The organism is Delftia deserti (genome assembly GCF_042653485.1).
Taxonomy (GTDB): Bacteria; Pseudomonadota; Gammaproteobacteria; order Burkholderiales; family Burkholderiaceae_C; genus Comamonas; species Comamonas acidovorans.
This window is the reverse complement of record NZ_JBHSIH010000001.1, coordinates 5,858,854-5,871,416: the sequence shown is the minus strand read 5'-3', so window position 1 is coordinate 5,871,416 and position 12,563 is coordinate 5,858,854. Positions and strand designations below refer to the sequence as shown.

Sequence of the window (12,563 nt, the reverse complement as noted above, 5' to 3'; positions counted from 1 at the left end):
TGCCAAGGCCCGTAAACCGCGAGCAGCTTTGAGCGGAGCACTTCAGAGCGATGCCGCTCCTTGAGGTGGGGCCCGCCACGATGAGGTTTTGTAATGATGCGATAGACGCGTTGAACGGTGACCCTCGAGAACGCCGAAACCGTCCGAAGGCCATTCATCGAACGTCGTGCAAGTCGGTAGCCGTTGCTGGGCAGGTCGGCAATCTTGTGCCGCAGTTCAGCTGAGCCCTCGCTGTGCAACCCAGTCGTGCACATACGAAGGCGGCGGGCAGTTATCGTGGATTAGTTATAAGTTTTCGAATAGCCTCTGGCCATTTCTTGTTATGCACAATGCGCGCATGATTATGCGCGCCAGTCAATATATCTCGCTTAGTCAGCTGAGAGAAGTGCTCCCACCCATCGAGAAATGCATATGTAGCATTCCCTAGCTTTGGACTCTCGAGAATGAACAAGCCAGTCTTAGTGAATCCTAGCACCACATAGTCCGCGAATCCTCCGCTGCCAACAGCCATAAAGTCTGGACGGAACTCACTTATAGCCTTCAGCCGATACTCAATAACAGGACGCTCGTTATCCTCTAGTAGATTCACAAGCCCAGTCAACTCACTCATTACTCGTTTGAATGGATATTGACCGACAGGGAGGACCTTCCAGTTAACCTTCACAACCTTGGCAGCAGGAGCAACAAGGTCGTTTCCAACAAAATCAAATTTTTGAAAGAGTTCAAGGAAGAGATTTATCAGATGAACGACGGCATCGTCGCTTTCTGCAGCAGCTGTTTCATCGTACAAGAATGACCGAGATGTAATCCAAAGACCATTCGGTCCCTTTGCAACTGTGAGGTACTCGTTGGGAGGCGGCACCAACTCCCTTTGATACACCATCCTTGACCTAGTTTGAAGATTCTGATGAATACCCCCGCCCCAGTCTCTATAAGTCCCGTACATCTGAAAGTGCCGCATCTCTTTAGGCAAGTCCGTTCGTGCAATGAGCCTACCGTTTGCGTTGAATTCGCTGTATTTTCCAATTATCGCCGGGATGGATGAAATCCCCTCAACAACTGGTGAAAAACCCAAACTCTCGGCCAACCCCTCTGGGATGTCTGAGATTGGCACAGCGATTCGAGCGGTGCCCAACGAAAGTAACGTCTTCTTGAACGGCTCACTTAACACACGAATACTCACGGCAGCTCCTCAAAAGTTGTTCATGGGTGGTATCCAACCTTTATAACATTTTTTGGCAAGATTGTAGATTCGCAAAGTGCTTAGCAGGCATCAATTTCACAATAATAGGAATTCATTTTCATTAAACAGCCCAACTGAGAAAACCCTCCCTGCTTTCTAACCTCCAAATCACCAAGTCCCGTGCCTTGACCACTTGGGTGTGGGCTGATACCAACCAGTGGCTTAAAGAAATCGTTCATTTTCCTCTCTATGTGGTTAGCTAGGGAGAGCTGCTGCTCACCCAACATAATGTCCGCACTGGTACCAGCGCTGTGTAGGTTCCTACAATGCGTAGTGTCCCGGCATAGGCCCCACGTTTCGTGCACACGACTGACGTCCAGCTGCAGGTCTTTTCTAGACCTGTTGTTTTGAGCAAGTCCCAAGCACGGACAGAGCCCAAGCCAGACACATCCAAAGTATACGAAGGGTCCATGAAGTTCCACACCTGAAACACCCTCCGAGGGCTGGGAGGCGGTGTCTCACCGCCAAGGGAGAGACGTCTACTGGTCGCCTTGCAGCCGGTAGTTGCCAACGCGGAATGTGTCACGGCGTATGAAACCAGATGTACCGAGTCTCTAAGCCAAGTCAGGGCTGTCTACGCTCCGTAAGGTCCGGCCAGGCTCTGCTGCTTCTCGGCACAAATCGGTACTCCTCGTCGCCTCCCACCAAGGACTGCAAAAAGGAAAGTCGCAACTTAATAGGCAAAAGTGGTTGAAAGCTGTGAACGATGTCACCCAGCGATTCACCACTAACACTGTCAAACCCTGGAGCCTCATTAACAGATGCTCCATGAGCTTTCATTACTTCTCGCTCTTGTTCCCAAAGATTTTTCACATATGACGCAAACTCAAAGTCATGAAAGTACGTACATGATGAGGAGCTATGGATTTGGAGTTTATTGAGCGCCCTAATGTCATTCAGGTCTCGAATATGTACTCGTCCCTTAGGAGCTCCTTTGATACGATAGCAAGCTTGGTCCACCAGCAAGAGGCTCAATTTTGGGCTCAGCGGATAGCTAAGAAGCAGGCCCGGCGATTCGAAGCCCAGCACCCCCCGCCATTTAACACTCTCATAGCAAGCATTGTGAAGCACCACGGGAGAGTCACTAAAGATGAACGGTCGATTGGTCCTATTTTCAAGGAGTAGCGGCTCAAGGTCCGATAGCCGCCCAGATGCGCCGATTGCCAAGTCCATTTCCATTATCTGCGACTGGACCGCATCACTGGAGACTTCTTCGAGCTGGTTAAACCTCTCTGCCTTCTGCTCCTGAGTTAAATATTCGTCATTACCTATTTCAGCCTCAAGGAATAGACGAAGAATCATGTCATTCATCGGCTTGCTGGTTTGACGTGCCGTTTCAGTTCGTGTTCGCTGCAGTGCAAGCCATGGGAGCAATACACCTAGGTGCTCATCTGGCAGGTCAGTAGGGTCCTGTAAACCGGATAGCACACGTAGGGCCAAGCTGCTTTCACCTTCAACTTTTCCCAAAAATTTTTCAACTTCATCAGAACCGTAGAAGCGGTCTCTACTGGCTTGGGCCTTGATAGATGCACAACGAATTGTCTGGCCCGTTTCTCGGGTTAGCACGCAGATGCTACGTTCGTCTAACGAAAATCTACGAAAGTAGAATTGAGGAACAAAGTGATGATTCTTTCGCTGAGCCATGAATTTTCACCTACCACGTTCATGAAAGCTGCACTGTACTGACGTAGCTCGTCTGGTCCCAGTCGTACAGTTGGATGCGACCGACACCGTTCAGCCTGTGACCGAGCGCCGTAGCAAACATCGAAGGGGCTTTAATAAACAGATGCACGCAGGTCAGCTGTCGACGACTACGGAAATCCGCAAGAGCAGCCTTTGCTTCGGCCACTGCAATGTTCAGACTTGCGATATCAGCTACGACTGAGGTCGACTCCAGCACAAGCTTTGGGAAACCGTTCAGACCAAGGCTGGCAAGCTTGGCTTGCACATCGTTGTCGGCATTGCTTGGGAAGCCAACAACAGCCACGCCCTCTAGGCTGGGGCTAGCTGTGTTCTCTTCTCTATTCGTGAAGAATCCGGCAATGCCTTTGTCATGAATGGCGGTATCGAAAACTTGCCCGCGATGGTCCAGTTGCAGCGTGAAACCCTTGGTGGCTGAAAGATAAAATCCCAACATGCACGCAGTCGACATCCGATTTGTGGCCATCAGCCGAATGCCACGACGCCTACGTGTCGCGTGCACGAAAGAGCCAACCTCGTCCAGGTCCCTAGCTGCCTGCGCCCATTGTGATGGTCCCAACGTCACTCTAGAAGGTGCGTTGAACGCAGTGATATCGATGCCAAGTGGCCCTAGTTCGTAGGTTGGTGGGCCCAGCTCAACAACAGTTGGCGTCTTGAGCCAATCTTCGGCTATTGAAGGTGCGCAAGTCACCAATGCCTGCTCAATCGCCAAGCGTGTAACGGGGCCTTTGAAGGATTCAGCAACCAGTGCCCTGCAGCGGTCTCGGAAAGCCGATGTGTCTCTCCTGCTCAGGTCCAACAAAGGAAGGTTGCGTTCCAACTGAGTGCCAAATCCCGCATCAACATTGGTATCGTCATATGCGGTGAAGGTGACACGCTCCAGAACGAAGCGTCCAACTCCCTTGGTCTGTCCCAACTTGACGACCGTGTCGACGATTTCGTTCTCCGCAGCTGAGCGGATAACGGAGTCAGCGTTAAGAGAGCCACCAGGCCCACGCAGACGTTCCAGCCTGTTCAGCAGGGGTTGGAATTCGTTTGCGAAGTCCTTACAGACCAGCACAAACTGCAAATACTCATCAGGAGCCTGTTGGTACACCTGCATGAACCGTTCGACCTCTGCCCAAAACTTCGCCTTAGTGAGTTGCTCCCCTTTGGCTTCATAAAAGACACAGCTTGTGCCTCCTCCCGGCCGGAAGTATCGAACCTCGATGTCGCCGAGCACCTCGCTAACAACCAGTGAGAACGCACCCTGCGACAGAAATAACGGGATGTGCTCAAGGACAAAGGAATCTTGGTACTCAAATCCCTTTCGCGCAATCCCACCACCGGTGGCTTGCCGCTCAAACAAAGGAGTGTTCATTGCTCGCTCTCAAGAATCAGGTGAGAAGCACCGAAAGTGCCATCAGGTAAGTAGGTATGTGCACTGCCCTCAAGCCTTCCCTTATTGGTTAGCTTGAAAATCAACAGCACGACGAAGTTGGCGCCGACCTTGGGGTCCATGACGATGTCCAGCATCGAACAGTGGTCAGTTGAGCTGGGTTGTACCGAAAAGCTGGGATGCGAGTGCCACTCGCCCAAGTAGTTGAACCGGCGATAGTCGTTTGCAGACTGGCGAAAGAACGCGTTAAGTGCCTGAACCGCCGATGTCGCCTCGCGGATAAATGAAGCGAATCGCCCGCCGCCCTGCACCGTCAGTCGTCGCACGGCGAAGGTGTCTGGGCCTAGATGCTCCGCCATCAAGACGCCGCCGCATTCATTGGAGTCGGCGGCCTGGAGTGCCTTACGTAGCGCCTTTTCGATGTCGATGGGAATCAGAACCGTCAACATGAGGAGTCAACCAGAACATTCACCAGCTCCGTCAACTGTTTGACATTTACCGGTCCTGGCTTGGCATCACCTATATCGGCAGCGCGAGGGCAAAGCACCGGGTGAGTATCAAACGGAGCATCAAAGAACCAGGCCTTCTGATACCCAAAAAGGTAGGCAGCAGCAGGAAATCGAGGTCCCGCGGAGCGGGTCAAAGCGTCGATTGCGAACTGCGTCAGCGAGGCAGACAAGGCCCCGACTTCCGCGTCACCACCAGTCACTACCTCATTTTCCTCTTCGACGTCATAGCCCATCGCTCGCTTGAACGGAGCATCAGGTTTGTCGGCAAGGAACAGGTGAATTGCTCTTCGAATTTCCAGAGGGTCTGCATCCCACCCTGGAAGGCTACGAGCCATCATGGCCCCGATACCCCCTGCAAAAACCTCGCCCCAAACCATAGCAACCTGCCGGCGCGCGCATATTGCTGCAAGCGAGGAAAAAACCTTGGCACTAGCCGTCGCGTCGATTACGAGGTCACACGTTGCCACCTGTTCCAAAACTGCAGTATTGAAGGAGGCACTCTCCTGCCCCGCAAAGCGGAACATGCGCGTTGCCACATCTGCATTCGGCTGCACGAGCTCGATGGCATTTCTGACCGCATCAACCTTGTCGTACCCAGCAGACGACCAGTCGAGCTGGTTTCGCACCAAGTTTGATGGAAGAAAAACGTCGTCGTCGATGAGTAAGAAGCGCGAGACGCCAGAACGAGCAAGGGCCACAGCAACCTTACTTCCCACCGAGCCCAAGCCAACGATTGCGACCCGTTTGTCTTGCAACGCGGCATGGCGTTTGGGTTGCCGAAGCTGCGAGGTGTCTACGCAATCGATTAGAAAGTACTCGTAAGCGCCACCACTCGGCGCCAGTGCAATCGGCCGGACCGACATGCACGAGTCCACCAGCAGTAGAAAGCCAGACTGGTCTTCTTCATCAGGCCAAGGCCAACAGCCTTTTTCTTTCAAAAAATCGCGGATGGCTGCCTGGTCACCAGCAGGTTTAGGCAGCGTGCGCCATTCATCGCACCAGACCACCCAGCCCTCTCGAATCCATGAGCCATAACTCTCAGGGTCCGCAAGCTCCTTGGGAGCGCCGAGAAACCCTGTGTGCTCGTCACCACCAAGTTTGGTAGCAAAGGCCACCATCTCCTTGCGGCGGTGCAGAGTGCCTATTGAAATTCGAACTGGAGCGTCGCGAGACAGCCCCTCTAGCCCGGCTCGTAACTGGGCGGTCAAAAGGAACCGCTGCGAGTGGCTTCGCACCCGCTGCCCGACTGTCAGCTCATGCCGAGATGGCGCTTTTGCACTAAACGCCGGCCCCATCGTCTCGAAAGCCAGCAGTTTGAATGTGCTGCGAATGAGGTCTGCCCCAGTGACCCCGGAGTGCCAATTATCCGGTCCCCACTCCAGACAAAGGGTCCCCTCCTTTATGTACTGATGGGTGGACCAGACTTCTTCTGCATCTCGGGGACGAACATAGGCAGGAGCATGAGGAAAAAGCCGCGGATAGAGAAGCCTTGCTCCGTACACGCGGTCGTTAAGCGAGATATCAACGTCTACGCAGATATCCTTGTCGTCGGTGAGACTCCAGCTGACCTTAGTCAACCATGAGACCTCGCCTGCCAGCGCCTGAAGCCCCTGAACTTCAGCAAGCATGCGCTCTGTTTGTTCGAGAAGCAGCTGCATCAAGCAAAGCCAGCAGGCTTGTTTTGAGGAATGACCGCAGTCGCGGGGAAACTGAGACCGAGACCCGCGCCTGCAGTTGCCGTGCGGAGGAGGCTGGCACTCTTTGCGGTTCCAGAAAAACCAGTTCCGAAGATGCGACGCCACAGCGCCAGAGACTTTTCATCGTCTGTCTCGTCTTGAGCGCGCTGAACCAGCTTTGCGTGCATCGTTACCATTTCATAGAAGCGTTTGAATTCTTCAGGCTTCACGCGGGAGAAAACGTTGTTGTCCGGGACGCTAGGGTCCTTAAGGGTTGGCACCATGCCGTAGTCGACGAGCCAGCCGTACTCATCCCGAACTGACTTCAAGAACTTTGCAAACAACTCTTCGTAGCTGTACTCCTCAAAGTCCATATGCTCTGCAACCAACGTCTCAAGAATGAACCCTTTGGGGCGTCGCAGGTTGGGCAAGTTTTCGCGTCGCCACCATTTGACCAACTTCACAAGCGGAACGAAATTCTGGTGAGCCTTCTTGTTGACCCCGGTTGCCCACTCGTTGTGTCCCCTAGGGTTCGTCACAAGCCAGCTCTCTTCACTTTTATCCGCGATAAGCCACCCATCTTCTTGCCATGGGTCCCGGATGACCGGCACAACGTCCATCTCAACCGAACCCAGCGAAACACAGATGGAACGACGATTTGCCGCCACCTCCTTGTAGCCTAGAGACTTGACAGCGGACCGCAGCGTCTTGATGACATCGCTCGGCAGGTCACTCGTGGTGTGATTGGTGACCACGATGATGTCTACATCGGGACGACGTATTACGCCGTCCTTGCGCTGTGGCCGCAGCGCGGTCTTACGAGCATAGGAACCTGAAAGGTACGTATTCAGATGGATGTTCTTGTAGGTATCGTGGTTTCCGAGCTTCTCTCGCAGAGTGGAGTGCGCGCTGCTGCACACCGACTTGGTGGTCTGGCTGGGCTCAATCTCGGACAGGAGGTCAAGGAACTGCTGCTGGGTTGCCACGGTAAGTAGTCCTATAAGTGGGCACTCACGGCATGAGAGTGCAAAACACTATATGTAGGGTTGATAGCATAATCAACACGCTACCTATAGCGTTCAGGTTAGCTATGGCATTTATACCGCACCACCCTTAAACCGCGGACGATGCCGTCGACTTAGCAGTCAAAACCTGTTTGGATGTACAGCATCATGAACCATGCAAGCCGGTTCTCCAACCACCTTCACATGTATCAGCTCAGCTCACGTTTAAGGCCGCCATGGCACTTCCTGCGGTGCACCCAAGGTTCCTCGAGTGGGGGTACCAAAGCAGGTATAGGGCTCGGGTCGGGGCCAATTGAGAGTGCTAAGGCCTTCCTTCAAGGCGTTGCAGCTGGAGCAAAGCCAGGTCTTCGCAGTTCGCAGCAAGGCCGGCCCTCCTTCGTCGAGCGATGTTTGTTCATGCGCGACAATCTCAGCTGTCGCTTTCACGTTGGAGGCTGACAACAATCTTCAGTTTTTCCGGACTAAGGCTAAAGTTAGACAAATGCTCAACGCACAGATGGCTATTACGCCTGTAAATTCGATGGATTGCACAGATTTTGGCCGGCGAACAGGTTTGGGCGTTCCCTTCAACATCGCCAGCTACGCATTGCTGACCCACATGCTGGCCCAGCAATGCGACCTGCAGGTGGGTGACTTCGTCTGGACCGGCGGCGACTGCCATATCTACAACAACCACTTCACCCAGGTCGAGACCCAGCTGGCGCGCCAGCCCTTCGCCTACCCGACGCTGCAGATCAAGCGCCGGCCCGACTCCATCTTCGACTACGAGTACGAGGACTTCGAGGTCGTCGGCTACCAGCACCACGAGCCCATCAAGGCCCCCGTGGCCGTCTGAGGCTGCAGAAAGACCCGCCCGATGGCCATCCATCTCATCTACGCACGCGCCGCCAACGGCGTCATCGGCAAGGACAATGCCATGCCCTGGCACCTGCCCGAAGACCTGGCGCACTTCAAGCAATTGACCCAGGGCTCGGCCGTGGTCATGGGCCGCAAGACCTGGGACTCGCTGCCGGCCCGCTTCAGACCGCTGCCCGGGCGCACCAACATCGTCGTCACGCGACAGGCGGACTGGGCGCCCGAGCCGGCCGCCCCCGACGTGCTGCACGCCACCAGCCTGGAGCAGGCCATGGAACTGGGCTGCCAGGCATCGGCCGACGTGTGGGTCATGGGCGGCGCCCAGATCTACGCCCAGGCCCTGCCGCTGGCCGACGGCATCGAGGTGACCGAGATAGAGCGCGACTACGAAGGCGATGCCTTCGCCCCCACGCTCGGCCCCGAGTGGCAGGAAGCGTCACGCAGCCGCCATGTGGCCGCCAACGGGCTGCCCTACAGCTTTGTGCGCCTGCAACGACGCTGACATACCCCTGTCGCACACGGGGCTGGCGGGCGCGGCGGGTCTGTGCAAATAATGTCGTTTTTCCACGCCTTCGCCGTCTTTCGTGCCTCTTCGCCATGAGCCTCGTCCAGCCCTTGCCCCCCGGTCCGCTCGACATCGTCGGCGACATCCATGGAGAGTCCGAGGCGCTGGACCAGCTGCTGGGGCACCTGGGCTACGACGCGCTGGGCCGCCATCCCCAGGGCAGGCGCCTGGTCTTCGTGGGCGACTTCTGCGACCGGGGGCCCGACAGCCCGGGCGTGCTGGCCCGCGTCGTGCCCATGCTGGAATCGGGCCATGCGCTGGCCGTGCTCGGCAACCATGAAATCAACCTGCTGCGCGAGGATGCCAAGGACGGCTCCGGCTGGTTCTTCGACAGCCGCGTGGCCTCCGATACGCCCAAGTACGCGCCGTTCGCGCGCATGCCGCTGTGCGATATCCCTGGCACCCTGGCCCTGCTGGAACGCCTGCCCATTGCCATGGAGCGCGAGGACCTGCGTGTGGTCCATGCGGCCTGGCGCCCGCAGCAGATCGCCATGGCGCGCGAGCTGCCGCTGGGCAGCGCACGCAGCGCCTACGACCACTACGAGGCCCTGGCCGCCCAGCAGGCCCAGGTCAACAAGGTGGCCGAGCGCATGCGTGCCGAACGCCAGCAATGGCCGCATGACCTGGAAGACCGCAACTGGCTGCCGCCCTTCCTGCCCGCGCACAGCGAGAGCGAATTGGCCAAGGCCATGGTCAATCCGCTGAAGGTGCTGACCTCGGGTGTGGAGCGTGAATGCCGCAATCCCTTCTACGCGGGCGGCAAGTGGCGCTTCGTCGAGCGCGTGGCCTGGTGGAACGAATATGAGGATGCGCAGGCCGTGGTCGTGGGCCACTACTGGCGGCGCCTGAACCGGGGCGGCCCGTCCTTCCATGGCGCGCAGGCCGAGAACCTGTTCGGCCAGACCGGTCCGCTGTCCTGGCATGGCCGGCGCGGCAATGTGTTCTGCGTGGACTATTCGGTCGGCGGCCGCTGGAACGCCCGCCTGGCCGGCGAGGACCCGCAGCAGCGCTTCAAGCTTGCCGCCATGCGCTGGCCCGAGCGCCGCCTGGTGTTCGACGACGGTGCCCAGGCGGACAGCGAGGAGTTCGGCGTTGCGGCGGCCGCTGCCGCATAACACGCGCTAGATCCGCGGCGCGTAGCGCAGCGTCAGCAACAGCGACCTGGGCGCACCGTAGTAGTTGTTGCCCGACACCGTGTTGTAAGAAGGCACGTAGTAGCGCTTGTCCAGCAGGTTGCCGACGTTGAGCGCTACGCTCAGCTCGGGCGAGACCTGGTAGGCCACGCGTGCATTCCACAGCGCAAAGCCTGCCAGGCGGAAGGCTCGGTCGGAGCTGAGGGTGTCGGTCTGCGCATTCACGCCCGTGCCCACAGTCCAGCGGCCCAGCTCGCCCGGCAGGCGGTAGCTGCCCCACAGGCGCAGCATATGCCGGGGCGTCCAGGTGTTGAAGATCTGGCCCTGGTAGTCGGGGTCGGACAGGTAGCGCGTGGTGTTGTAGGTGTAGCCGGCCGCCAGTTCCAGGCCTGTGGCGACCTTGCCGGAGACCTCGGCCTCCAGGCCCTGGCTGCGCACCTTGCCCGAGGAGCGCGAGCAGTACCAGTCATCACATGCAAAGCCGCTGTCGTAGTCGTTGACGGCGCGGTTTTTGTGCTCGTAGCGGAACACGGCCAATGCCATGTTCAGGCGGCCGTCGGCCATCTCGCCCTTGATGCCGGCCTCGTAGTTGCGGCCCTGCACCGGCTTGATGAGGTCGCCCTGCACGGTGCGCGCGGTCTGCGGCTCGAAGACGGTGGAGTAGCTGCTGTACAGCGACCAGTTGTCGTTGAGCGCATAGACGGCACCCGCGTAGGGGATGAAACGCCCCGTGGTCTTGCTGGTGGAAGAATCGCCCGATTGCGCACGGTAGGCGAAGTCATACCAGCCCAGGCGCCCTCCGGCGATCAGCGTGAGCGCCTGCGTGGGCCTGACACGCCAGGTGCCGTACAGGCCCTTTTGCGTGATGTCGTAATTGCTGCGCACATCCGCGCCACGCGCGGCGATGCTTTCCATGTCCTGCCAGGGGCGGTTGTGGTCTATATCGAAGATGTTGCCGCCCGCGGTCCAGGCGCGCACGAAGCGGTCGCTGGTGGTGTAGCCAGCGTAGTTGGCACCCAGCAGCACTTCCTGCTCCATGCCCAGCGCCTTGAAACGGCCCGACAGCGACATGTCCATGCCACGCTGCTGGTTGTTGAAGTCCACGCCGAAATCGCCGTAGCTCATGCCACTGCCATCGGGCTTGATGGGACCCACGGCGCGCTGGTGCACGTTGGTGTTCTTCTCGTTCATGGCCATGCCCACCATCTTGAAGCGCCAGTCCGCATTGAAGCGGTGTTCCAGGTCGGCGAACAGCATGTTCTGGTCATTGCCTGCGCGGTTCCACATGGCGCCTGTGTAGGTGGAGCGCGGCAGGCCGATGTCGCTGCCGTCGGCAAAGCGCGGCAGGCCCACGATCATGGGGCGCGAGCGGCTGTGGCGCTGTCCCACGGCCAGGCCCACCGTGGTGCTGGCGCTGATGTCGTAGTCCAGCGCCGCGTAGATGTTGCGCACGCGGTCGCGCGTGTATTCGGTGAACCCGTGGCTGTAGTCCCCGTCCAGCACCACGCGGCCGCGCAGCGTGCCTTCGGCATTGAGCGGCGTGCTGGCATCCATCTGCAGGCCGTAGTGGTCATGGGAGCCGAGCTTGCCCGTGAAGACCACGGAGCGCTCGCGGCCCGGGCGCTTGCGCACCAGGTTGATCGCGCCGCCGGGGCTGCCCGCACCCTGCAGCAGGCCGGCCGCGCCGCGCAGGATCTCCACGCGGTCATAGAACACCAGCGACTCCTGCTCCCAGTTGCCCAGGCTGTAGGTATTGCGCGTGAACGGCAGGCCGTCGTACTGCAGCGAGTCCACGGCGAAGCCGCGCGCATTGATGGCCAGGCCCGCGCCCACGCCCTGCACGGCCACCATGCCGGTGGCGTTGTGGATGGCGTCGGGCAGGTTGGTCATGCCCTGGTCATCCATGCGCTGGCGCGTGAGCACGCTGACCGATTGCGGAATGTCCTTGAGCGCCTGCGCGGTCTTGCCCAGCGTGACCGTGCCGCTGGTGTAGGAGTCCGAGCCTTCGGTGACGCCGTCACGGATGCGCGTGTCGGTCACCATGACGGCCGGCAGGCCCGCCTCTGCCCCAGCGGCGGCCTGGCCGCGCGATGTGCGCACCTCGGGCAAGGGGCGCAGCGCATAGCCGCCATTGGGCTGCGCATGGGCGGCCAGCCCCGTGCCGGCCAGCAGCGCATCCAGGGCCGCAGGCGCTGCATGGTTTCCACTCAGGCCTGCGCTGCGCCTGCCCGCGATGTCGGCCGCCGTGTACGACAGCATGACGCGGCTTTCCTGGGCGAAGCGGGCCAGCGCGCCCTCCAGCGGGCCTGCCGGTATGGTGTAGCTGCGCACTTCGGAGGGTGACTGGGCCTGGGCCTGCGCGGTTTGCGGCGCAAGGGCTGCGCTGACGGCGCACAGCGCCAGCGTGGTGCTGGCAGCCAGTGCCAGCGAATGGCGCCGGAAGGCCGGTGCCGCAGTGTGAGCAAGTCGTTGGACCAT

The 12,563-nt window shown here is 58.5% G+C and carries 10 protein-coding genes and 1 pseudogene; 3 read left to right on the top strand and 8 right to left on the bottom strand.

Annotated elements, in window-relative coordinates; genetic code table 11:
* Window positions 1-271: 271 nt before the first annotated feature.
* From ACFPFG_RS27780 to ACFPFG_RS27750, 7 genes are all read right to left on the bottom strand, one after another.
* Window positions 272-1,183, bottom strand: coding sequence for a hypothetical protein (locus tag ACFPFG_RS27780; protein WP_380109166.1), 912 nt, complete (start codon window positions 1,181-1,183; stop codon window positions 272-274).
* 80 nt (window positions 1,184-1,263) lie between these two features.
* Window positions 1,264-1,422: a hypothetical protein gene (locus ACFPFG_RS27775; protein WP_380109164.1), complete on the bottom strand. Its 159-nt coding sequence runs from the start codon at window positions 1,420-1,422 to the stop codon at window positions 1,264-1,266.
* A 385-nt stretch (window positions 1,423-1,807) separates the two neighbouring features.
* The gene (locus tag ACFPFG_RS27770) at window positions 1,808-2,887 is read right to left on the bottom strand and encodes a DUF4238 domain-containing protein (RefSeq protein ID WP_380109162.1); all 1,080 of its coding nucleotides are present in this window, start codon (window positions 2,885-2,887) and stop codon (window positions 1,808-1,810) included.
* A 19-nt stretch (window positions 2,888-2,906) separates the two neighbouring features.
* The gene (gene cap4, locus ACFPFG_RS27765; RefSeq protein WP_380109161.1) at window positions 2,907-4,304 is read right to left on the bottom strand and encodes a CD-NTase-associated endodeoxyribonuclease Cap4; all 1,398 of its coding nucleotides are present in this window, start codon (window positions 4,302-4,304) and stop codon (window positions 2,907-2,909) included.
* Window positions 4,301-4,771 carry a M67 family metallopeptidase gene (locus ACFPFG_RS27760; RefSeq protein WP_380109159.1) on the bottom strand — a complete coding sequence of 157 codons (471 nt, stop codon included), beginning with the start codon at window positions 4,769-4,771 and terminating at the stop codon, window positions 4,301-4,303. Before ACFPFG_RS27760 ends, cap4 begins: the two co-directional genes overlap by 4 nt.
* Window positions 4,765-6,489, bottom strand: coding sequence for a ThiF family adenylyltransferase (locus ACFPFG_RS27755; protein WP_380109157.1), 1,725 nt, complete (start codon window positions 6,487-6,489; stop codon window positions 4,765-4,767). The genes ACFPFG_RS27760 and ACFPFG_RS27755 overlap by 7 nt, the downstream gene beginning before the upstream one ends.
* A complete protein-coding gene (locus ACFPFG_RS27750) occupies window positions 6,489-7,493 on the bottom strand; it encodes an SMODS domain-containing nucleotidyltransferase (RefSeq protein WP_380109155.1) in 1,005 nt (334 codons plus the stop codon). Before ACFPFG_RS27750 ends, ACFPFG_RS27755 begins: the two co-directional genes overlap by 1 nt.
* A gap of 592 nt (window positions 7,494-8,085) precedes the next feature.
* On the opposite strand from ACFPFG_RS27750, the pseudogene thyA reads away from it, so the two are divergent.
* The 3 genes and pseudogenes from thyA to ACFPFG_RS27735 all read left to right on the top strand — a co-directional run.
* Window positions 8,086-8,367, top strand: a pseudogene (gene thyA, locus ACFPFG_RS27745) (thymidylate synthase); the annotation flags it as partial.
* Window positions 8,368-8,388: 21 nt separating this feature from the next.
* Window positions 8,389-8,889 (top strand): dihydrofolate reductase, encoded by a 501-nt coding sequence (locus ACFPFG_RS27740; protein ID WP_312376172.1) that lies wholly within the window; start codon window positions 8,389-8,391, stop codon window positions 8,887-8,889.
* A gap of 95 nt (window positions 8,890-8,984) precedes the next feature.
* Window positions 8,985-10,067, top strand: a complete 1,083-nt coding sequence (locus tag ACFPFG_RS27735; RefSeq protein WP_183021576.1) for a metallophosphoesterase — start codon at window positions 8,985-8,987, stop codon at window positions 10,065-10,067.
* A 6-nt stretch (window positions 10,068-10,073) separates the two neighbouring features.
* On the opposite strand, the gene ACFPFG_RS27730 is transcribed toward ACFPFG_RS27735, so the two are convergent.
* A complete protein-coding gene (locus tag ACFPFG_RS27730) occupies window positions 10,074-12,563 on the bottom strand; it encodes a TonB-dependent siderophore receptor (RefSeq protein WP_380109153.1) in 2,490 nt (829 codons plus the stop codon).

Excerpts from the sequence above, each read along its gene's own strand:
- ACFPFG_RS27760 (WP_380109159.1), bottom strand. The coding sequence starts at position 4,771 with ATGTTGACGGTTCTGATTCCCATCGACATCGAAAAGGCGCTACGTAAG.
- ACFPFG_RS27735 (WP_183021576.1), top strand. The coding sequence starts at position 8,985 with ATGAGCCTCGTCCAGCCCTTGCCCCCCGGTCCGCTCGACATCGTCGGC.
- ACFPFG_RS27730 (WP_380109153.1), bottom strand. The coding sequence starts at position 12,563 with ATGGTCCAACGACTTGCTCACACTGCGGCACCGGCCTTCCGGCGCCAT.
- cap4 (WP_380109161.1), bottom strand. The coding sequence starts at position 4,304 with ATGAACACTCCTTTGTTTGAGCGGCAAGCCACCGGTGGTGGGATTGCG.
- ACFPFG_RS27770 (WP_380109162.1), bottom strand. The coding sequence starts at position 2,887 with ATGGCTCAGCGAAAGAATCATCACTTTGTTCCTCAATTCTACTTTCGT.
- ACFPFG_RS27740 (WP_312376172.1), top strand. The coding sequence starts at position 8,389 with ATGGCCATCCATCTCATCTACGCACGCGCCGCCAACGGCGTCATCGGC.
- ACFPFG_RS27775 (WP_380109164.1), bottom strand. The coding sequence starts at position 1,422 with ATGAACGATTTCTTTAAGCCACTGGTTGGTATCAGCCCACACCCAAGT.
- ACFPFG_RS27755 (WP_380109157.1), bottom strand. The coding sequence starts at position 6,489 with ATGCAGCTGCTTCTCGAACAAACAGAGCGCATGCTTGCTGAAGTTCAG.